General features: G+C 74.0%; 20 protein-coding genes and 1 pseudogene. 18 read left to right on the top strand and 3 right to left on the bottom strand.

Annotated features, from left to right (window positions below):
* Window positions 1-37: 37 nt before the first annotated feature.
* On the bottom strand, window positions 38-943 hold the full coding sequence (locus ACTVZO_RS11225; protein WP_443298239.1) for a glycerophosphodiester phosphodiesterase: 906 nt from the start codon (window positions 941-943) through the stop codon (window positions 38-40).
* Window positions 944-1,188: 245 nt separating this feature from the next.
* On the opposite strand from ACTVZO_RS11225, the gene uvrB reads away from it, so the two are divergent.
* From uvrB to ACTVZO_RS11205, 4 genes are all read left to right on the top strand, one after another.
* Window positions 1,189-3,333 carry an excinuclease ABC subunit UvrB gene (uvrB, locus tag ACTVZO_RS11220; protein WP_443298238.1) on the top strand — a complete coding sequence of 715 codons (2,145 nt, stop codon included), beginning with the start codon at window positions 1,189-1,191 and terminating at the stop codon, window positions 3,331-3,333.
* Between the two features lie 88 nt (window positions 3,334-3,421).
* The gene (locus ACTVZO_RS11215) at window positions 3,422-4,000 is read left to right on the top strand and encodes a TerD family protein (protein WP_443298237.1); all 579 of its coding nucleotides are present in this window, start codon (window positions 3,422-3,424) and stop codon (window positions 3,998-4,000) included.
* Between the two features lie 27 nt (window positions 4,001-4,027).
* Window positions 4,028-5,935: a TerD family protein gene (locus tag ACTVZO_RS11210; protein WP_443298236.1), complete on the top strand. Its 1,908-nt coding sequence runs from the start codon at window positions 4,028-4,030 to the stop codon at window positions 5,933-5,935.
* A gap of 269 nt (window positions 5,936-6,204) precedes the next feature.
* Window positions 6,205-7,188: a TerC family protein gene (locus ACTVZO_RS11205; RefSeq protein WP_443298235.1), complete on the top strand. Its 984-nt coding sequence runs from the start codon at window positions 6,205-6,207 to the stop codon at window positions 7,186-7,188.
* Window positions 7,189-7,202: 14 nt separating this feature from the next.
* On the opposite strand, the gene ACTVZO_RS11200 is transcribed toward ACTVZO_RS11205, so the two are convergent.
* Entirely contained in the window at window positions 7,203-8,525 is a 1,323-nt protein-coding gene (locus tag ACTVZO_RS11200) for an MFS transporter (protein WP_443303118.1), read from the bottom strand.
* Between the two features lie 149 nt (window positions 8,526-8,674).
* Window positions 8,675-8,743 (bottom strand): annotated as a pseudogene (locus tag ACTVZO_RS11195) (MBL fold metallo-hydrolase); the annotation flags it as partial.
* Here ACTVZO_RS11195 and ACTVZO_RS11190 point away from each other — a divergent pair.
* The 14 genes from ACTVZO_RS11190 to ACTVZO_RS11125 all read left to right on the top strand — a co-directional run bounded on the left by ACTVZO_RS11190 (window position 8,741) and on the right by ACTVZO_RS11125 (window position 19,869).
* On the top strand, window positions 8,741-9,028 hold the full coding sequence (locus tag ACTVZO_RS11190) for a hypothetical protein (RefSeq protein WP_443303429.1): 288 nt from the start codon (window positions 8,741-8,743) through the stop codon (window positions 9,026-9,028). The pseudogene ACTVZO_RS11195 and the gene ACTVZO_RS11190 sit on opposite strands and share 3 nt — an antisense overlap.
* Window positions 9,025-9,219, top strand: coding sequence for an exo-alpha-sialidase (locus ACTVZO_RS11185; protein WP_443298234.1), 195 nt, complete (start codon window positions 9,025-9,027; stop codon window positions 9,217-9,219). Before ACTVZO_RS11190 ends, ACTVZO_RS11185 begins: the two co-directional genes overlap by 4 nt.
* Before the next feature lie 130 nt (window positions 9,220-9,349).
* Entirely contained in the window at window positions 9,350-9,577 is a 228-nt protein-coding gene (locus tag ACTVZO_RS11180) for a hypothetical protein (protein ID WP_443298233.1), read from the top strand.
* Entirely contained in the window at window positions 9,574-9,846 is a 273-nt protein-coding gene (locus ACTVZO_RS11175) for a hypothetical protein (protein WP_443298232.1), read from the top strand. Before ACTVZO_RS11180 ends, ACTVZO_RS11175 begins: the two co-directional genes overlap by 4 nt.
* A 104-nt stretch (window positions 9,847-9,950) precedes the next feature.
* The gene (locus ACTVZO_RS11170; RefSeq protein WP_443298231.1) at window positions 9,951-10,634 is read left to right on the top strand and encodes a hypothetical protein; all 684 of its coding nucleotides are present in this window, start codon (window positions 9,951-9,953) and stop codon (window positions 10,632-10,634) included.
* A complete protein-coding gene (locus ACTVZO_RS11165; RefSeq protein ID WP_443298230.1) occupies window positions 10,631-10,948 on the top strand; it encodes a hypothetical protein in 318 nt (105 codons plus the stop codon). Before ACTVZO_RS11170 ends, ACTVZO_RS11165 begins: the two co-directional genes overlap by 4 nt.
* Window positions 10,945-11,700 (top strand): hypothetical protein, encoded by a 756-nt coding sequence (locus ACTVZO_RS11160; RefSeq protein WP_443298229.1) that lies wholly within the window; start codon window positions 10,945-10,947, stop codon window positions 11,698-11,700. The genes ACTVZO_RS11165 and ACTVZO_RS11160 overlap by 4 nt, the downstream gene beginning before the upstream one ends.
* A complete protein-coding gene (locus ACTVZO_RS11155; RefSeq protein ID WP_443298228.1) occupies window positions 11,697-12,863 on the top strand; it encodes a DUF2637 domain-containing protein in 1,167 nt (388 codons plus the stop codon). Before ACTVZO_RS11160 ends, ACTVZO_RS11155 begins: the two co-directional genes overlap by 4 nt.
* A 168-nt stretch (window positions 12,864-13,031) precedes the next feature.
* The gene (locus ACTVZO_RS11150; RefSeq protein ID WP_443298227.1) at window positions 13,032-13,568 is read left to right on the top strand and encodes a hypothetical protein; all 537 of its coding nucleotides are present in this window, start codon (window positions 13,032-13,034) and stop codon (window positions 13,566-13,568) included.
* Window positions 13,569-13,637: 69 nt separating this feature from the next.
* Entirely contained in the window at window positions 13,638-13,892 is a 255-nt protein-coding gene (locus ACTVZO_RS11145) for a hypothetical protein (protein WP_443298226.1), read from the top strand.
* Window positions 13,893-14,290: 398 nt separating this feature from the next.
* Window positions 14,291-16,582 (top strand): hypothetical protein, encoded by a 2,292-nt coding sequence (locus ACTVZO_RS11140; RefSeq protein ID WP_443298225.1) that lies wholly within the window; start codon window positions 14,291-14,293, stop codon window positions 16,580-16,582.
* Between the two features lie 2 nt (window positions 16,583-16,584).
* Window positions 16,585-17,001: a conjugal transfer protein TraB gene (locus tag ACTVZO_RS11135; RefSeq protein WP_443298224.1), complete on the top strand. Its 417-nt coding sequence runs from the start codon at window positions 16,585-16,587 to the stop codon at window positions 16,999-17,001.
* 105 nt (window positions 17,002-17,106) lie between these two features.
* Window positions 17,107-19,404, top strand: coding sequence for a hypothetical protein (locus ACTVZO_RS11130; protein ID WP_443298223.1), 2,298 nt, complete (start codon window positions 17,107-17,109; stop codon window positions 19,402-19,404).
* Window positions 19,405-19,494: 90 nt separating this feature from the next.
* Window positions 19,495-19,869, top strand: a complete 375-nt coding sequence (locus ACTVZO_RS11125; protein WP_443298222.1) for a hypothetical protein — start codon at window positions 19,495-19,497, stop codon at window positions 19,867-19,869.
* Window positions 19,870-19,910 lie beyond the last annotated feature (41 nt).

Below are 19,910 nucleotides of genomic sequence, written 5' to 3'. Positions count from 1 at the left end.
CGGCGAAGACACCGGCAGCGCCGGGGCGCCGGCTCCGTCAGTAGCCGCCGACCGCCTCCTGGACGACGTCCGGGGCGTTGGTGATGATTCCGTCCACGCCCATGGCCTGCACCTTCCGGGCGGTCGTGGCGTCGTCCACGATCCAGGTGTCCACCTCCATGGCCTTGCCGTGCGCTCCGAGCAGCGCGTGCACCGCCGCGACCCACTCGGCCGAGATCGTGGTGTGCCACGGGTTGATCCGGTCGGTGAACTGCGCGTACCGCGGCAGGTCCGCCACCGTCGGGGTGCCCAGGAAGGCCGTCACGAGGTCCGGGCGCAGCCCGTGCACGACGCGCACGCAGTCGGCGCTGAAGCTCTGCACCACCAGGCGCTCCGCCACGTGCCGCGCGTCGAGCCAGCCCGCCTCGTCCAGCACCTCGAGGGTCTCCTGCTCGATCCCCGGGTAGAGCTCGGGCTTCTTGATCTCCAGGAGCAGCCGCTGCTGGTTGCGCTGCACCCGGTCGAGGTACTGCCGCAGGGTCGGCACCCGGGCGCCGGTGTACTCCTGCCCGAACCAGCTGCCCGCGTCGAGCAGGGCGATCTCGGCCGCCGTGAAGTCCTTGACCCTCCAGGGGCTGCGGTCCGGGAAGAGCTGCTCCACGTCGGTGGTCCGGGACAGGGTGTCGTCGTGGACGACGACCAGCTCGCCGTCCCTGGTGCGCTGCACGTCGTTCTCGACCCAGTCGAAGCCCAGCCGCATCGCCAGGTCGACCGCTTCGAGGGTGTTCTCCGGGGCGTACGCCGAGGCCCCCCGGTGGGCGTACACGACGGGGTTGCCCAGGAGCCCGGCCGGTCCGGGGACGGAGCCGGGTCCGGGGGCGGCGCACGAGGCCGTCCCGCCCAGCACGGTGAGGGTGAAGCCCAGCAACGCGGCGGCGGCCGCGGCGGCGGGTCGGACGTACATGTGCGTTCTCCTCGGGTCGTGAGCCCTGTTCCTGCGTCAGACGGGTGCGGAGCGGCAGACGTTGTGGCGATGCACTTCACGGCACTTCACGGCGGGACCTTCACCGCGATCATGGGCTTGAAGATCACCGAGCCGCCACCGAACTACGACAAACGGACCAGAACGTGTGAGGCCGGTCCGGCCGGGCGCGCCGCGCGTCCGCGCGCGGATGCGTGAGTGTCAGTGGGGGGTCGTACGGTTGACCCATGCGGCCCGTATCGAAGATCGAACGCACGGTGGCGCCTTTCGAGGTCGTCAGCTCCTACCAGCCCAGCGGCGACCAGCCGGCGGCCATCGCCGAGCTGGAGAAGCGCATCCGTGCAGGTGAGAAGGATGTCGTCCTGCTGGGTGCGACCGGCACCGGCAAGTCGGCGACCACCGCCTGGATGATCGAGAAGCTTCAGCGCCCCACCCTGGTCATGGCGCCGAACAAGACCCTCGCCGCCCAGCTGGCGACCGAGTTCCGCGAGCTCCTGCCGAACAACGCCGTCGAGTACTTCGTCTCGTACTACGACTACTACCAGCCCGAGGCCTACGTTCCGCAGTCGGACACCTACATCGAGAAGGACTCCTCGATCAACGAGGAGGTCGAGCGGCTGCGCCACTCGGCGACCAACTCGCTGCTGACCCGGCGCGACGTGATCGTCGTCGCCTCCGTGTCCTGCATCTACGGCCTCGGCACCCCGCAGGAGTACGTCGACCGCATGGTCTCCCTCAAGGTGGGGGAGGAGATCGACCGGGACCAGCTGCTGCGCCGCTTCGTCGACATCCAGTACACGCGCAACGACGTGGCCTTCACCCGCGGCACCTTCCGGGTGCGCGGCGACACCATCGAGATCTTCCCGGTCTACGAGGAACTGGCCGTCCGCATCGAGATGTTCGGCGACGAGATCGAGGCCCTGTCCACGCTGCACCCGCTGACCGGCGAGGTCATCAGCGAGGACCGCGAGCTGTACGTCTTCCCCGCCAGCCACTACGTCGCCGGCCCCGAGCGCATGGAGAAGGCGGTCCGCGGCATCGAGGCCGAGCTGGCCGCGCGCCTCGCCGAGCTGGAGAAGCAGGGCAAGATGCTGGAGGCGCAGCGGCTGCGCATGCGCACCACCTACGACCTGGAGATGATGCGCCAGATCGGGTCCTGCTCCGGCATCGAGAACTACTCGCTCCACATGGACGACCGCGATCCGGGCTCCGCGCCCAACACGCTCATCGACTACTTCCCGGAGGACTTCCTCCTGGTCATCGACGAGTCGCACGTCACCGTGCCGCAGATCGGCGCCATGTACGAGGGCGACGCCTCGCGCAAGCGGACCCTGGTCGACCACGGGTTCCGGCTGCCGTCCGCCCTCGACAACCGGCCCCTGAAGTGGGAGGAGTTCCAGGAGCGGATCGGCCAGACCGTCTATCTGTCGGCCACCCCCGGCAAGTACGAGCTCTCGCGCGGCGACGGCTTCGTCGAGCAGATCATCCGCCCCACCGGCCTCATCGACCCCGAGGTCGTGGTCAAGCCCACCGAGGGCCAGATCGACGACCTGGTGCACGAGATCCGCCAGAGGGTGGAGAAGGACGAGCGGGTCCTGGTCACCACCCTCACCAAGAAGATGGCCGAGGACCTCACCGACTACTTCCTGGAGCTCGGCATCCAGGTCCGCTACCTGCACAGCGACGTGGACACCCTGCGCCGCATCGAGCTGCTGACCGAACTGCGCTCCGGCGAGTTCGACGTCCTGGTCGGCATCAACCTGCTGCGCGAGGGGCTCGACCTGCCCGAGGTGTCGCTGGTGGCGATCCTCGACGCCGACAAGCAGGGCTTCCTGCGCTCCGGCACCTCGCTGATCCAGACCATCGGCCGCGCGGCGCGCAACGTCTCCGGCCAGGTCCACATGTACGCGGACAGCATCACTCCGGCCATGGCGCAGGCGATCGACGAGACGAACCGCCGCCGCGAGAAGCAGGTCGCCTACAACACGGCGAACGGCATCGACCCGCAGCCGCTGCGCAAGAAGATCAACGACATCGTCGCCACCATCGCCCGTGAGGAACTGGACACCGAGGAGCTCCTCGGCACCGGATACCGCCAGGCCAAGGACGGCAAGGCCGCCAAGGCGCCGGTTCCCGAGCTGGGCGGCAAGGCGGCCGGGGCCAAGGCGGGCAAGGGTGCGAAGGGAGCCAAGGCCGCCGCGGTGCCCACCGACCGGCCCGCCGCCGAACTGGCCCGGATCATCGAGGAGATGACCGAACGCATGCGCGCGGCGGCCGCGGAGCTCAAGTTCGAGGTCGCCGCCCGGATCAGGGACGAGGTGGGCGAGCTGAAGAAGGAGCTGAGGCAGATGAAGGAAGCGGGCCTCGCCTGACTCGGAGGCTGTCAGTAGGGTTGGGTCTCAGCCGCAGGTACACGCTGCGCTCCCGTTGTAGGGGCGGGCTATGGAGAGGGGACAGCGCGTGACGGTCAACATGACCAAGGGTCAGGCCATCAGTCTGCAGAAGGCGGACGGGGGCACGCTGACCGCGGTCCGCATGGGCCTCGGCTGGCAGGCGGCCAAGCGCCGCGGGCTGTTCGGCTCGCGGACCCGGGAGATCGACCTGGACGCGTCGGCGGTGCTCTTCGCCGACAAGCAGCCGGTGGACGTCGTCTTCTTCCGGCACCTGCAGAGCGACGACGGCTCGGTCCGGCACACCGGTGACAACCTCGTCGGCGGCGTCGGCCAGGGCGGGGACGACGAGGCCATCCTCGTCGACCTCCAGCGGGTGCCGGTGCACATCGACCAGATCGTCTTCACGGTGAACTCGTTCACCGGCCAGACGTTCCAGGAGGTGCAGAACGCGTTCTGCCGCATCGTCGACGAGACCAACGGCCAGGAGCTGGCCCGCTACACCCTCGACGGCGGCGGCCAGTACACCGCGCAGATCATGGCGAAGGTGTCCCGTGCGGGCTCGGGCTGGCAGATGACGGCCCTCGGCAACCCGGCCAACGGCCGGACGTTCCAGGACCTGATGCCGGCGATCCTGCCGCACCTGTAAGCGAAGAAGATCGGGGGAGACGGGACGATGGCGGCCGAACTGGTCCGGGGGCAGAACCATGCCCTGTCCGAACGCCGGGTGCGGATCACGGTCTCGGCGGGCACCGCGGTGCTCGCCCTGGCCTCGCTCGGAGACGAGCGGGGCGCCGTGACGGGCCCGGAAGGGATCGCGCACCCGGGTGCGAGCGACCTTCCGGGTGTCGAGGTGCCCGGCGGGTCCGCGGACCGGCACCGGTTCGCCGTCGACCTCGACGCGGTCGCCGATGAGGTGCACCGCGTCGGCGTCCTGCTCTCCCTGCCCCCGGGCGGCCCGGGCCGCTTCGGGGCCGTCGCGGCCTCCCACGTCGCCGTCACGGACATGGACGGCACCGGGCTGGCCGAGTACACCCTGACCGGGCTGGAGGGCGAGTCCGCCGTCGTGGCCCTCGAGCTCTACCGCCGCCAGGGAGCCTGGAAGGTGCGCGCCGTCGGCCAGGGGTACGCCGGCGGGCTCGCCGCCCTCTTCGCCGACCAGGGGCTCACCGCCACCGCCGCCGCCGGGCTGGCCGCGCGCGTGCACGCCAGCGTCGCCGCCCCGGTCGCACCCGACCCGGTCCCCGTCGCACCCGACCCGGCGACCCCGGTGACCCCGGTGTCCGGAACCCCGTACGCGGGCACGCCCGGACCGGCGCCCACGCCCGTGGCCTCGGCCGACAGCACGATCAGCTACTCCCACCCGCGGCGCCGCCCCACCGCCACCGAGCCCCCCGAGCCCGCGCCGCGCTCCGCCCCGGCTCCGGAGCCCGGGCAGCCGCCGAGGCCCGTCGCCGGCGACGCCAGCGGCTGGTCCATGGAGGAGCGGCTCTACAACCAGGTCTGGGGCATGTTCGAGGACCTGGCCCGCACGGTCGCCGCGTACCGCAGCGCCGTCGAGTTCGCCGACAACCGCATGGACCGCGAGCTCGACGAGGCCCTGTCCGACCCCCGCCACCGCCTCGGAGGCTCCGGGAACGCCGCCCGCGACACCGCCCGGGCGCGCCGTGAGGAGCTCGTCGCGCAGGCCCGCGCCGTCCTCGACCGGGACCTCGCCCAGCTGGTCGCCGAGTCGGAGGTGGTCGAGCCCGCGCTGCCGGCCGCGTACGCCCGCTGGGACAACCCGGTCTGGCACGGCGGCCGGTCCGCCGCGCTGCCCGAGGAGAGCCCGCTGGCCCTGCGCCTGGGCGACCTGTACCTTCCCGAGCGCCCCGACCTGCGCGTCCCCATGCTGATGAAGCTCCCGCTGGAGCGCGGCCTGTGGATCGACAACGGCCGTACCGGTTCCGAGGCCGCGATGGCCATGGACACCGACCGGCTGCGCCGGGCCGCCATGGACATGGCCGTCGCGCACGCGGTGCGGCTGCTCGCGGTCCACCCCGCCGACCGGTTCACCGTCCACGTCATCGACGCGGCCGGGGCCGGAGCGGCCTCCCTGGCGCCCCTCGTACGGGCCGGGGTGCTGGCCGGGCCGCCCGCCGCGGGGGCCGCCGGGGTCACCGACACGCTGGCGCGGCTGACCAAGCGGGTGGACCTCGTACAGATGGCGCTGCGGGCCGGCGCTCCCGAGGACCTGCCGCCGGACGTGGACACGGCCGACCAGCTGCTCCTCGTGCACGACTTCCCGCACGGCTTCGACGACCGGGCCGTCACCCAGCTGCGCTACCTCGCCGACGAGGGTCCGCCGGTCGGCGTGCACCTGCTGATGGTCGCGGACCGCGACGAGGCCTCGGCCTACGGGCCGCTGCTGGACCCGCTGTGGCGCTCGCTCATGCGGCTTTCGCCCGTCCCGGACAACCACCTCGCCGACCCCTGGGTCCACCACGCCTGGACCTTCGCCCCGGACCTGCCCCCGCAGGGCAGCAGGGTCCTCGACCAGGCACTGGACCGGGTGGCGGAGGCCCGGCGGCGCGCCCGGCCGTGAAGCCCGGCGGCAGGCAGATGACCTGCCGCTGACCTCTTCTTGGGATTCCCTTTACCTTATGCGCCCGAGACGGGTACCCTGGTGCGTGCGGAGGGGAGTATTCCTGCTTTCCAGCTACGGCGTACCCGTCAATACGGACCACTGCGGTCATAGGTGAGCAGTCGGTCCCGGGGCGTCGGCCCACGGCCTCCAGGCCGCCCGGGTGGAAGAGACCTCCGGCAGCGATGACGCTGACGAAGTGCTGAGCCATCCGCCGGAGGCGTGTTCAAGTGGAAGTTTCCTGGGCCCTGTGGGCGCTGACCATTCTCGGTCTGTCCCTCCTCATCGGTGCCGATTTCTTCATCGGCCGCAAACCCCACGACGTATCGATCAAGGAAGCCGGCACCTGGACGGTCGTCTGGATCGTCCTCGCCGCACTCTTCGGCCTCGGCCTGTGGTTCTTCGGGAACGGGCAGGCCTCGCAGGAGTTCTTCGCGGGCTTCATCACCGAGAAGTCCCTGAGCGTCGACAACCTCTTCGTCTTCGTCCTGATCATGGCGAAGTTCTCGGTGCCCTCGCACCTCCAGCAGCGCGTCCTGCTCGTGGGCGTGCTGATCGCCCTGGTGCTCCGCGCGATCTTCATCGCGGCCGGCGCGGCGATCATCGCCAGCTTCTCCTGGGTCTTCTACATCTTCGGCGCCTTCCTGATCTACACCGCGTGGAAGCTGATCCAGGAGGCCCGCAAGGGTGAGGAGGAGGACGAGTTCGAGGAGAACCGCCTGCTCAAGTCCGTCGAGAAGAAGTTCGGCGTCGCCGACCGGTACCACGGCACCAAGCTCTTCATCCAGAGCAACGGCAAGCGCGTCCTGACCCCGCTGATGGTCGTCATGCTCGCCATCGGCACCACCGACGTGCTGTTCGCGCTGGACTCCATCCCCGCGATCTTCGGCCTCACCCAGGACCCGTACATCGTCTTCACCGCCAACGCCTTCGCCCTCATGGGTCTGCGCCAGCTGTACTTCCTGATCGGCGGCCTGCTCAAGAAGCTGGTCCACCTCAGCTACGGCCTGTCGATCATCCTGGGCTTCATCGGCGTCAAGCTCGTGCTGCACGCCCTCCACGAGTCCGGACTGCACGTCCCGGTCATCTCGATCCCGGTCTCCCTGGGCGTCATCTGCGGTGTCCTGGTCATCACCACGATCACCAGCCTGATCGCCTCCAAGAAGCAGGCGGCGGCCGAGGCCGCCGCCCGCCCGGAGAGCATCGACGCCTGACGGTCCCGAGGGATCTACACGGGGGCGGCCGCTTCGGCCGCCCCCGTTTCCGTGCCCGCGGCCGCCCCGGCCTGCGCCCGCGCCCGCACGACGGCCGGGCCGGTCTCCGGCAGCAGCGCGAAGCAGACCAGGCTGACCAGGGCGATCGCACTCAGGTACACGGCGACACCCCACTGCGGACCGGTACCGTCCGCGAGCGCCGTCGCCGCGATCGGGGTCAGCGCCCCGCCCAGTACACCGCCCAGGTTGTAGCCCACGGCAGCGCCCGTGCAGCGGATCCGCGGGGCGTACAGCTCCGGCAGGTACGCGCCCACCACCGCGAACATCGTCACCATGCCCAGCAGCGCCCCGACGAAGCCCAGCGTCATCAGCAGCGGATCGGCCGTACCCAGCAGGGCCACCAGCGGGAACATCCACACCACACAGGCAGCCGACCCGGCCAGGCACAGCGGCCGCCGCCCGTACCGGTCGCCCAGCGCCGCCAGCGGCGGGGTGGCCACGCCCATCAGGGTGACGGCGCCCATGACGCACGCCAGCACCGTCGTACGGCCCATGCCGAGGTGTTCGGTCGCGTACGCCAGGGACCAGGTGGTGACCGCGTAGAAGACCGCGTACCCCACGGCCAGCGCCCCGCCGGTCAGCAGGAGCAGCCGCCAGTGGCCGCGGACCACCTCCGCCAGCGGGGCGTCCGCGCGCCGGCCGCTCTCGGCCAGCGCCCGGAACTGCGGAGTCTCCTCCACCGAGCGGCGCAGCCACAGCCCCGCCAGGGCCAGCACACCGGCCGCCCAGAACGGGACCCGCCAGCCCCACGAGGTGAACTGGGCGTCGGTCAGGGTCGCCGACAGCGCGAGGACGATGCCGTTGGCCAGCAGGAAGCCCACCGGCGGACCGATCTGCGGGAAGCTCGACCACAGGCCGCGCCGCCGCTCGGGGGCGTGCTCGGCGGTCAGCAGGACGGCGCCGCCCCATTCGCCGCCGAGCCCGAGGCCCTGCAGGAAGCGCAGCAGGACCAGCAGCGCCGGTGCGGCCACGCCGATCGAGTCGTACGTCGGCACGCAGCCGACGGCGACGGTGGCGAGGCCGGTCAGGAGCAGGGAGGCGAGGAGTACCGGACGCCGCCCGTAGCGGTCGCCGATGTGGCCGAAAATCGCCGAGCCGAGCGGGCGGGCGAGGAAGCCGACGCCGAAGGTGCCGAACGCGGCGAGGGTCCCGGCGAGCGGGGAGAAGGACGGGAAGAAGAGCGGGCCGAGCACGAGGGCGGCGGCCGTTCCGTAGACGAAGAAGTCGTAGAACTCGATGGCGGTTCCGGCGAGCGCGGCCGAGGCCAGCCGCAGCATCGAAGGGGCGGGACGGGACGCGGTGGGAGACGGGGAGGGCTCTTGTTGCATGGTGCAGCAAATACCCCCTCCCCGGCCCTCAGGACGTGCGTTCGGCCATCATCGACCGGAAGGGGTGCCCCGCGTAGCGAAGTTGACGGATTGCGGACCTACCAGCCGCGTTCGCGCCACTCGGCCAGGTGCGGGCGCTCGGCGCCCAGCGTGGTGTCGTTGCCGTGGACGCCGCCCGGGCCGCGGAGCGCACCAAGCGCGCCGCCAAGAAGCTCGTCGGGCGCCTCCCCGCCGGCCTGTACGGCGGCCGCTGGCTGGTCGAGCGGGTCGTCTCGACCCGTCAGACGCCCGACCTCGACGCGATCCGCGCCACGTACAAGCGGCACGGCCTCGGCGAGGTCCCCATGAAGGAGGTCGCGCCGTCCCTCCGCGTGACCAGCATCGCCCCGGTCGCCATCCCGGCCCCAGTCGCGCCGGTCGCCGTCGAGCACGGCGTGCAGGTAGCGGCGTGAGTGCCGACCGGCCCGCCCTCGGCGGGAACGACGGCCAGGAGCAGCGCCCGGTGCTCACCATCCGGGTCAGCCGGGACGGCGGCCGCACGTACGGGCCGCCGGTCACGGTCGACCCCGACCGGGACGTGGTCCCCGAGATCAGCTCTCAGTACCCGCCGTGCCGGTGCCCGCTGCACTGCCCGGCCCCCTGACCCTCCAGAGCCCCACCGTGCAAGAGGAAGGCCCGTCCGGAGGCGCTACCAACGCCTTGAGCCCGGACGGGCCTTCCCATGCACGCGCACAGCCCCCTCGACGACATCACCCGCACGAGAGGACCAGCACGTGAGCGACCGTACCAACATCCTCGCCTTGACCCGCACCAGCCCCGCCCCGGCCCCGGCGGCCGCCCGTCCCGACGACGTGTGCCCGCTGTGCGAGTACTGGGCGTGCCGCTGCAACCGGCCGGCCTTCACCAACGCCGCCCCGCCCCGGCCCCGGCCCGCCACGATGGCCTACCCTGCCGACCCGTCGGCGGACGAGATGCTGCGCCGCATCCGGGCCGGCCGGTGACGGCCGCCACGGTGTACGGCACCGGCACCTCTACCGGCCTCCTGGCCGCGCTCCTCCCCGCTCCGGCCCTGCTCGCCGTCGCCGGGGCGGGCGGGCTGACGGCGGAGTGGTTCCGCGACCTCGGCACCCCCGGCTCCCCGGCGGTCGTGTCCGTCTGGTCCGCCGGCCTTGACGCCGAGTTGGACGGCCCCGGCGTAGACGCGCTCCTGGACCGCGTGGACGCCTTCGCGGTCGACCTCCGGCGCCTCCGCGCCCTGCTCCGCCTCTGAACCGCCCCGCCCCGGCCCCGCCCACGCGGCGGCGGCCGGGGCGTTGCTCTCCCCAGTCACCAGCCCCGCCCCGGCGGGGCGTCCCGAGGACGGGAACCCCACGCATGGACAGCAGCAGCGCCCGTAGCGCGCTCCACTCCGCCACCGCCCGCGTCGAGAACGGGCTCACCGCCGTACTGACCTCCCCGGTGTCCCCGGCCGTCGCGGCCGTCGTCGCCGTCGGCTGCCTGGTCACCGGCAGGCACCTCGACGGCGCGGCCGCGCTGATGACGGCGGCCGGCCTGACCGGCACGTGGGCCTCCGAGCAGCTCGGCCGCCGTCAGGACGCCCGGGACCGCCTCGCGGGCGACGCCCCGGCCTCCGGGCCGGTCCCGCCGCCCCCGGCCCTCACCGGCCCCCTGACGGGCCCGGACGGGCGGCCGATGTCCATCCCGCAGCAGCGGACCGTGCCCGGCGCCGTGACCGCCACCCCGGGCGGCCCGGGCGGGCGCCTCTTCCTCCGCCCCGGCCTGAACGGCCCGACCACCCCGACCCGCACCCCGGAGGAACTGCCCGTGTCCCGCTGGACCCTGACCGCCTGCCACATCGACGTCGACGTGTGGGGGTGGGAGCTGGAGGGCGACGCCTACGGCTGTCACCCGACGTTCGACGAGGCCGACGCCGACGCGGACATCACGGCCGCCCTCGACTGGGCCGAGGGCGTCATCGACCGCGGCCGCCTGGTGTGGCTCCATTCGAAGGTCGAGGGGTTCGACCGGTGGCAGGCCGCCGCCATCGACCCCCGGTGACCGCGACGCCTCACCCGGCCTCGACCGCCCCGGCGCACGCGAACCCCGTGTTCCGGGCGGTCACCCGGCGGGACGGCCGCCTGTGCCGCACTCCGGAGTGCTGGGAGCTCGCCACGGTCCTCGTCCCGGCGGACCCGGCCGTGCGCCTGGTCGACGCCGCCCGCCTCCCCGCCGACGCCCTGACGGCCGTCTGCGCCCCGCACGCCGCCGACGCCGCCCGGGCCCGGCCGCCGTATCCGCGAGGAGGCCGCCGCGGCCGCCCTCGCCTCCGCCCAACTCGACCTGTTCACCTGACCCGAGGAGACCCGCCGTGATCCGCATCGTCACCGCCAGCACGCACGCCGCCCTGCTCGCCGACCGCGAGGAGCTGGGACGGACCCGCAGCACCCTCGACCTGGCTACCGACGCCCGGGACCGGGCCCTTACTGACCTCGCGGACGCCCGGACCACCGCGCGCACCCTCACCGGCACGATCGGCTCCCTGCGGGCCGAGCTGGACCAGGCCCGCGAGGACACCGCCAGGGCCGCCCGCCGGGCCACCGACGCCGAGACCGGCACGCAGGCCCTCGTTCGGCAGCTCACCAAAGAGCGGGACGCCGCCCGTGAGGAGGCCGGCGCGCTCAGCGCGGAGAGCGGCGTCCTCGCTGACGTCCGGCAGGACCTGATCCGCCTCCGCGACCACGCCGCCGACCCCGACAACGGCAACGCCGTGCGCGGCGCCATCGCGTACGGGGTCCTGCGGGACCTGATCACCCGGGCCCGGCAGGAGCGAGCCGAGGCCGGCGAGGACACCCGCCTGCCGCGCCCCTTCGACCTCGTCGCCCTGGTCCTCGGCCTCGACGGCGACCAGGACGACGCGGACGCCTCCGCCCCGGTCCGGGAGGACACGGCCGCGGACTGCATGGGCGGCACCTGCTCGTGCGCCGACCGCGGCGAGGAGGCGGCCCCGGCCAACACCCGGGAGTGCGCCGCGTGCGGCGCCCGCCGCCCCGTCCAGGACTTCAACCACGGCCCGATCTGCCGGAACTGCCCGGCCATGGCCACCGCCGGGGGTGACGCCCGATGAGGCTCGCGAAGCTGACACCCGGACAGCTCAAGTCGGTGGAGCGCACCCTCGACGGCGGCACCTGGACGATCACGTTCGGCGCGGTCCTGTTTTCCGTCCTGACCGTGACGCCTCTCGTCCAGCGCGTCACGTCCGACGCGTGGGACTGGACGGCCCCGATCCTCCCGATCGTGGTCGACGCCGCCGTGGTGATCGTGATCCGCCTCGACGCCACGGTGTCCCGGCTCGGCGAGCACGGCGGCGCGTGGCCAGCCACCCTGCGGTGGCTCACCGGGTTCATGACCCTGGGCCTGAACGTGGGGGACTCCGCGCTGAAAGGTGACGGGGTCGGGGTGGCCGTTCACGCGGTCGCCCCGCTGCTCCTGATCACGACCGCGGAGGCCGCCCTCGCGTACCGCCGGGCGATCACTCGGGCGCTCGCCCGGATCGACCGTGAACAGGAGCAGGAGGCCGAGCGGAAGCGTGTTCATGAACAGCGCGAGCGGGAGGCCCGTGAACGCGACCAGCGCGAGCGTGAACAGCGAGACCGGGAAGAGCGTGAACGCCAGCAGGACCGGCAGGAGCGCCGCGAGCGGGAAGCCCGTGAACACGCCGCGAAGGTCGAGCAGGACCAGCGGGACCACGCCGCCCAGATGCTCCGTGAGCAGCGGGAAGGCGAGGAGCGCAAGCGCCGCGAGGAGGCCGACCGCCTCGAAAGGGCGGAGGAGCGCGAACGCCAGGAGCGGGCAGAGCGGGAGGCCCGTGAACGCGCGGAGCGAGAGGCCCGTGAACAGCAGGAGCGTGACCGTGAACAGGCCGCGCAGGCCGCCCGTGAACAGGAAGAACGGGAGGCCCGTGAACGGGCGGAGCAGGCGGCCCGTGAACGCGCGGAGCGGCGCGCGGTGAACACCGACGGCGCGGCCGTGAACACCCGCAAGACACCGCCCGTGAACACCCGCAAGGCGCCCCCGGTGAACACCCGCAAGCAGGCCCCGGTGAACACCCCCGTGAACGATGACCGGCTCGACGAGGACGTCGCCCGGGCGCTCGTCGTGAACACCCCCGGCGCGAGCGTCCGCGAACTCGCGGACAAGACGGGGTGGTCGATCGGCTGGGTGTCCAAGGTCCGCAACGAGGCCGCCACCCCGACCGACGACGAGGCCGAGGAAGTCACCGCGGCCTGACCCCGCACACAGCACCGCCCGCCCCCTCGACCGAAACGAGGGGGCGGGCCTGGCACTGACCGTACCGCGCTCTGGCGCTCGCCCTGCCGGCCCCGGCCCCTCCGCCGGGTCCCGTTGTGTGACCACCAGCCCGCCCCCACCACTCCCCCCGAGCACGAGGAGCCCGCCGTGGACCGTACGCCCGCCACCAACAACAACACCGACACCGTCAACCGCGTCGAGGCGTACGCCCGCCTCCTGACCGTCCCGGCGGTCACCTCCTGGACCGCCGACCGCGAGGCCGTGCACGGCGGCGACGCCTTCGAGTACCGGGCGTTCCTCGCCGCCATGGAGGGCGAGCTGCGGTCGCAGCACGTGCCCGGTGACGGCCGCTGGGCCGCCGGCCGCCGCACCCGCCGCGCCACCCGGGGACTCAAGAAGATGGTCAAGGGGTCCGACCTCGCCGCCGAGGGGGCCCGGGAGCTCCGGCAGGAGTTCGCCGACCACGTCCGGCACGTCAACGCCCTGCCCGGCCAGCGCCAGGCCAAGGCCGCCCGCAGCGCGGACCGGCGCGCCTCGGTCGGCGCGTTCACCGCCAAGGCCCTGAACAAGTCGGTGACGGCGGCCGCCCCGGCCCCGGAGGCGCCGGCCGCCGGGCAGCCCCAGCAGGACGGCACGCAGCCCCGGGGGATCACCGACCTGTGGGACCGCCGCCGCGGCGCCTGACCCCGCCCGCCTCCTCTCCTTGCCGCGCCCGGCCTGCTCCGGGCGCGGCCCCCTCCCGAAAGGATCCGCATGGACAGCACCACCCCCGCCGACCCGATGACCGGAGCCGAGCGGAAGGCCCACAACCGGGCGCAGCACCGGGAGCAGCGCATGGCGGCCGCCGCCGCCCGAGGAGCGGCCGGTATCGCCACGGCGTGGGCCGACGAGGCCCGGGCCATCGCCCGCGAGTGGCAGAGGGCGAGGGCCGGAACGGACGACGCTGACGCCGCCTGGAACGACCTCGCGACCACCCTCGCCAACTTCGTTCAGCGCTACGGACGGTGACCGGCAGGCCGGTTCGGGGCGGTCGTGATCCTCATCATCATCACCGCCCCGAACCGGCCCTCGCCTCGCGCGTAATGCGGACGCGCGACGCGGGGACCCGCGGACACGCGGACGCCCGCGCGCGTAAGGCACCTCCTCACACTCTGTCAACACCGACAGGAGCAACGATCATGAGCAATCCGTCCGGCCCGCCCCCGCCGCCGCCCGGCGGAACGGTGGTCCAGTTCCCGGTACGGCCGACATCGCCGGGCCTGCCGCCGCCGAGGCACCGCCCCCCAGCGACGCCCCCGCCGCCGCCCCCGGCCGCACCTCCGGCGACGCCGCCCGCGCCTCCGGTCAGCACCCCGCCGGCACCCGCGCCCCCGTCCTCCTCGACGGGGGCGCCTCCGGTTCCGGTGATGCCCGCCCGCCGGTCGGCGGCCGAGTCCCTCGCCGCGGTCAGCCCGGGCCTGCCGCCCGCCCCGCCGTCGCCGGTCCCGGCCACGTTCCGGTCGGAGGGGAACGGCGACCAGGGCGACGGGCTCGGGGCGCTGTCGTTCTCCGCCGTCCTCGCCATCGCGCTCGCCGCGCTGCGAGGCACGGTCACCGTGGTCGCCGATTGGAAGCAGCGCCGGATGGAGCGGGCCGCCGAGGAGGCGGTGTGGCGTGATGCGAAGGTGAAGCGGCGGGCTGCCGAGGAGGACGCCCGGGCCCGCCTCACGAAGGTGCCGACGTCGGCAGAGTTCGGGAAGGCCGCCGCCGGTGGAGGCTCCGGCGGCGGCCGGTCCCCGTCAGGCGGTGGCTCCGGTGGCGGAGGCGGGTCCCGCAGGATCGGCGGCACGGGCGGCGGGACGTCGTCCGGCGGCGGCCGCGGCGGTACCGGCACCGGGCCGGGGAGCAACGCCGGGAAGGCCAGCCCCCAGCGCACCGGCAACGGCAGCACCGGCACGGGGAGCAGCGGCGCGAAGCCGTCCCCGGGCGCGGGCACCGCCGGGTCCGGGAAGGCCGGCCCCGGCGGCGGGGGGAAGTCCTCGCCGTCCGGCGGCGGGAAGGGCGGCACCGGCTCCGACTCGGGCGGCGGGAAGCCGTCGACGGGCGTCCAGTCGCCGAGCCGGGGCAAGACCCCCGGCGCCGGGGGCGGGTCCGGTGGCGGCACCCTCCAGAAGATCCGCGACCGCAAGAACCGCGGCGGCGGGTCGGGAGGAGGCGCCGGTACCGGGTCGTCCGGCGGCGGCGCGGGCGGAGGGAAGGGCAGGGGGAAGGGGGGCGGCACGCAGCCCCACGGCGGCGGTGGGCCGACCGGCAACGCCAACGGCGGCGGGTCCACCGGGAAGGCCGGCGGGCAGCAGACCCCGCAGCGCCCGGGCCGTCAGCGCAAGCCGAAGCCGGGGCAGCAGCAGCCCGGCCAGCAGGCGCCCGGCACCGGGCCCCAGCAGCAGCCGACCGGAAACAACCCGGCGCCGCCGAAGAACCGGCGGCGCCGGATGATCCGGAGGAAGCGTCAGCAGCAGCCGGGGCAGGGGCCGCAGGGCCCGCAGCAGCCCGGCCAGCAGCAGACCCCGCAGACGCCGGGGCAGGGCCCGCAGCAGCCGACCGGCCCCGGCAACCCGCCGTCGGCGGGGCCGACCACGCCCCCGTCGAAGCCGCGTCGGCGGTGGCGGTGGAGGAAGGGCCGGAGCAAGACGGTTCCTCAGCCGCAGCAGCCGACAGCATCGCCGAGGCCGAACTACCCGCCGAGGCCGACGCAGCCGCCGATGAACGGTCAGCCGCAGACTCCGCCCCAGCCGCCCGGGCCCCCGCCGGGCCCGCAGCAGCAGACGCCCCAGAACGGCCCGACGGGCCCGCAGGGCGGACCGCAGCAGCCCCCGCCGAACGGTGGTCCACAGACACCGCCCGGTGGTCCACAGGGCCATCCACAGCCGCCCGGGCAGGGGCCGGGTCAGACCGGGCCCGGCGGCCGCCGCGGGACGTGGAGGAGGCACCGCTCCACCCAGGGCGGGCAGCAGCAGCCGCCCCCGAGGACGGGCGGCCCGTGGAGCACGCACAGCCACGGGCACGGCACCTCCGCCCCGCCGAGGGCCGGCCGCACCCGCCGCTCCGCGGCCGACTCCGCGCAGCACGTCATGGACGAGCAAGAGCGGGTGACGGTCACGTACGAGTGGCTCGCCCGACCGGCGAAGCCGCCCCGCATGCCCGCCGGTTCGCTCCCCGCGGCCGGCACCGCCAGTACCACCGTGAAGGAGCCGCCCGTGAAGTCCTCCGCGCCCGCCCGGTCCTCGACCGGATCCGCGCTCCCCAGCTATGCCCGGCCGCCGCAGCCCTCCGCCCGGCACATGACGGAGGTCACCCTCGACGACGTCCTGACCAACCTCGGGAAGTCCCGGCGCCGGTGCTTCGCCACCTACGACGAGTGCAGCGTCCTCGCCGGGAACGCCCGCAAACTGCGGGACGCCCTCGCGGACCTGGCCGACGACCTCGCCGAGTACAACAACGTGATCGGCCGCCGGACGTCGTCCGCGATGGCGCGGCTGTCCGAGTACATGGACACCCTCGCCCGCCGGGCGGACGCCATGCAGACCGAGTCACTGACCGCGGCCGAGCTCGTAGAGACCGCCCACGACGAGATGCACGACGCGTACAAGCCGCTCCAGCAGGCCACGGCAGACGCCGGCCTTTCCACGCCCTCCGCCCGCGCCCACAACGAGGACTGACCGTGACCGAACTCGTGCCCCGTACCGCCGCCCTGCCCGCCACCCGTGAGGGCGGCGTCCCTGGCTTCCTCGCCCTCGCCGGACGCGTCGCCGCGCTCGCCGCGTCCGCCGCGCACCTCGCCGAGGGCCTGTGGCGGCTGCGCCGTCAGATGGACCAGGACGCCAATCACGCCGACCTCCTCGCCGAGCTGTGCGCGAAGGCCGAGGTGGAACCCCGGTACACCACGATGATCCGCAACGCGGCTACCGCGCTGCGCAACGTCGCCAAGGCGGCCGCCGACGTCGCCCGGACCGCGTCCGAGATGAGCACCGCCGCCGACAACCTCAACAGCGAGCACCGCGCCGAGTACGGCGGGATCTACGAGACCTCGCGCAACGGCCCGCAGCAGGCCATCCCGGGGTTCTACCACACCCGCTGACACCACATCACCCTGTACGGCCCTGTGAGGGGCCCGGCTGCCGCGCCGGGCCCCTCACCCCTTCCCGCCCCCGAACGCCCCGCACAGCCCGCCATGGAGGCTCCCGTGACCACCGCCGCGCTCCCGCCCGCCGCGCCCGCCGAACCGACCGCGCTGACCGCTACGCACACCGGCCTCGCCCCCGCGACCGCGCACCGTCTCGCCATCGCCGAGCGCGTGCTGTACGGGGCGGGCGGGGTCCTCACCGCCGTGGGCCCGCAGACCGACGTCACCGGGCTGCACGTCGCCGTCCTCGCCGCCGGGGCCGGAGCGATCGGCGTGCTGTGGCGGCGCACCCGCACCGGCGGGGCCGGCCTCCTCCTCGCCTGCACCCGCGCCCTTCCCCTCCTCGGGCTGTCCGGCACGTACGCGGCCGCGCTGATCGCCCCGGGCTACTCCTGGTGGGAGACCGTCGCCCCCGTCGCCGTGGCGGCCGCCGCCGGCCTCGCCGCCCCGATCACCCGGGCCGCCGGGATCAGCCGGGCGATCGAGAACCTGCCCGCCGTCGCCGAGACCCCCGCGCAGGACGCCGGGGACGACCTGTCCGGGGTACGCGCCCTCTGGGCGGCCGCCGCCGTGACGCAGGGGGCCGACCTGACCGCCCTACACCAGCCCGACCCGAACCGCCCGGCATTCACCGCCGTGATCCTCGCCGCGCCCGGTGAGGCGGTCTCCTCCCGCCTCGACACCCGCGCGGTCGCCGCCGTCTTCGACGTCCCGGAGGCGGCCGTGATCCTGAACCCCATCGCGGGCAGCGGGCCCGGGCGCCTGGCGCTCCTCGTCGACCCCGCCCGGGCCGCGGAACAGGCCGCCCTGGAGCAGGACCCCGTGCGGCTCTGGTGGGAACAGAAGGTGTCCGGGCCGCGCGGGGCCGCCCCGGGGATGCACCTCGCCGACTACCGGATCGAGGCCGAGGAAGGCCGGGCGATGTTCCGCGTCGAGGCCGCCGAGGATCAGGAACTCTCCCTGCCCCGCCGGAAGCTGGCCCGGGCGCTCGGCATCGAGGACCCGGACCTGCTGATGATCGGGGCCGTCGGGCTGGGCGCCGCGGTCGTCACGATCTACCGGGACCACCCGCTGATCAACGTGCGCGAGGCGACCGCCGAGGACCTCACGATGCGCGCTGACGGCACGATCGCCCTCGGCCTCCGCCACGATGGCCGGCCCGCCCGCATGCCGCTGTACGACACCGACCTCGGCGGCCTGACCGACCTTTTCGTGGGCGCCCCCGGCTCCGGGAAGTCCGTCGCCCTGCTGCACGTCATCACCGCTGAACGGCTGTCCGGCATCGTCAGCATCGTCGCGGACGCGCAGGGCGGCATGAGCCTGCCGGAGGCGAAGGGCCGGGTGTACGCCTTCGGGGCCGGCCTGGCCGAGTTCGGGGCGACCCTCGCCGGGGCCTGCGCGCTCGCCGACTACCGGGAGCAGATCAGCACGGCCAACGGGTGGGGGTCCTTCGCCCTCGGCGACCCGTGGGCCCTGGTGAACATCAGCCTGGACGAGATCAACCGCGTGATCGCCAACCACGCGGAGGCACCCGACGACTTCAAGGCGTGGGTCGTCGCGATGATCACCCGGGCGCAGCTGACGTTCCGGAAGCTGGGCATGGGCATCAGGTACGCCGGTCAGTCCGTGCACCTGGAGGACCTCGGCGACGCCGAGAAGATCCGCGCGAACGCCAAGCAGGGCAGTGTCTGGCTCGGCCGGGTCAACAGCACCATGACCAAGCGCCTCGCCTCCGACATGACGTCGGGGGAGGTCGAGATCACCCCTATTCCCAGGCACTTCGGCGGCGGCGGTGACGCCGAGGTCGAGGCCGCGTGGAACGGGGAGGAGGCCCCGACCGGCCCGGTGACCGCGGGCGTCGCCTGGCACATCTGCGGCGGCATCCCCGCCCTGATGCGCGTCTGGCGGGCCGTGAAGGAGAACCGGACGTACCCGAACCTGATCCGGCTCATGGAGTCCGCGGTCATGCCGGTGCTGACCCCCGCCGAGGACGCCGCGTTCCGCGCCGGGTACTCGGAGGCCCTTCCCCTCGCCATAGACCTCCTCGCCGGAGGGGACGGCAGCGGCGGCGCCGACGGCCACCAGGAGCACGACGGCGAGGCCGGGACCATCGCGGTGCGGATCCCTCGCCCCGCGGTCAAGGCCAAGCCCGCCAACCTGGAGGCCCAGATCCTGACCGTCCTCGCCGCCGGGGTCATGCGGAATCGGGACATCAGGGCCGCGCTCGGCGCCGACACCCCCGGCGGGCCGAAAGCCGGTTCCGTCGACAACGCCCTGTCGGCCCTGTTCGACGCCGGAAAGGTGATCAAGCCGGGCCACGGCAAGTGGGCGCCCCTGGGCTGGACCCCGGAGGACTGACCGGCCCGACCCGTACAGCACCCGTTCTCGAGGTCGGCCCCGCACGGGGCCGGCCCTCCCCATGTATGACGACCACGCCAGGAGCACGCCATGACGACGTCGAACCTCGACCCCGCCCGCCTCTACCGGCACGCCCCCGACATCCTCGTGGAGGCCCACGAACTGCTGACGCTCTCCTCCCAGTTCCTGGCGCAGACCCTCGCCGGTGAGCAGAACGACCCCGAGCAGCTGCGCGCGTACCTGCTGCGCCGCGCCGTCCAGTCGGACCGGGTGGAGGTCGGCGGGATGTTCGGCGAGGCGGCGTCACGGGCGCAGGCGGCGGAGTCGTTCCGGCTCCTCGCCGACCTCGACCGCGCGCACTCCTGGCTCGTCCCGGCCGGGCTGACCGCCCCCGCCGCCGAGGCGCCGCGCGAGGAGCTGCGCGCGTACGTCCGCGAGTGCTACGACGCCGCCCCCTGGACCTGACCCCGCCCCGAGCCCGGACAACGCGGCGGGGGCCGGCACGC

The sequence above is a fragment of the Streptomyces sp. IBSNAI002 genome, assembly GCF_052244475.1.
Lineage (GTDB): Bacteria > Actinomycetota > Actinomycetes > Streptomycetales > Streptomycetaceae > Streptomyces.
This window is presented reverse-complemented; position numbering and strand designations above follow the sequence as displayed.

What these genes read in the sequence shown, in the direction of transcription:
- ACTVZO_RS11155 (WP_443298228.1), top strand. Translation starts at nt 11,697, where the DNA reads ATGAGGCTCGCGAAGCTGACACCCGGACAGCTCAAGTCGGTGGAGCGC.
- ACTVZO_RS11200 (WP_443303118.1), bottom strand. Translation starts at nt 8,525, where the DNA reads ATGCTGCGGCTGGCCTCGGCCGCGCTCGCCGGAACCGCCATCGAGTTC.
- ACTVZO_RS11225 (WP_443298239.1), bottom strand. Translation starts at nt 943, where the DNA reads ATGTACGTCCGACCCGCCGCCGCGGCCGCCGCCGCGTTGCTGGGCTTC.
- ACTVZO_RS11145 (WP_443298226.1), top strand. Translation starts at nt 13,638, where the DNA reads ATGGACAGCACCACCCCCGCCGACCCGATGACCGGAGCCGAGCGGAAG.
- uvrB (WP_443298238.1), top strand. Translation starts at nt 1,189, where the DNA reads ATGCGGCCCGTATCGAAGATCGAACGCACGGTGGCGCCTTTCGAGGTC.
- ACTVZO_RS11210 (WP_443298236.1), top strand. Translation starts at nt 4,028, where the DNA reads ATGGCGGCCGAACTGGTCCGGGGGCAGAACCATGCCCTGTCCGAACGC.
- ACTVZO_RS11140 (WP_443298225.1), top strand. Translation starts at nt 14,291, where the DNA reads ATGCCCGCCCGCCGGTCGGCGGCCGAGTCCCTCGCCGCGGTCAGCCCG.
- ACTVZO_RS11125 (WP_443298222.1), top strand. Translation starts at nt 19,495, where the DNA reads ATGACGACGTCGAACCTCGACCCCGCCCGCCTCTACCGGCACGCCCCC.
- ACTVZO_RS11170 (WP_443298231.1), top strand. Translation starts at nt 9,951, where the DNA reads ATGGACAGCAGCAGCGCCCGTAGCGCGCTCCACTCCGCCACCGCCCGC.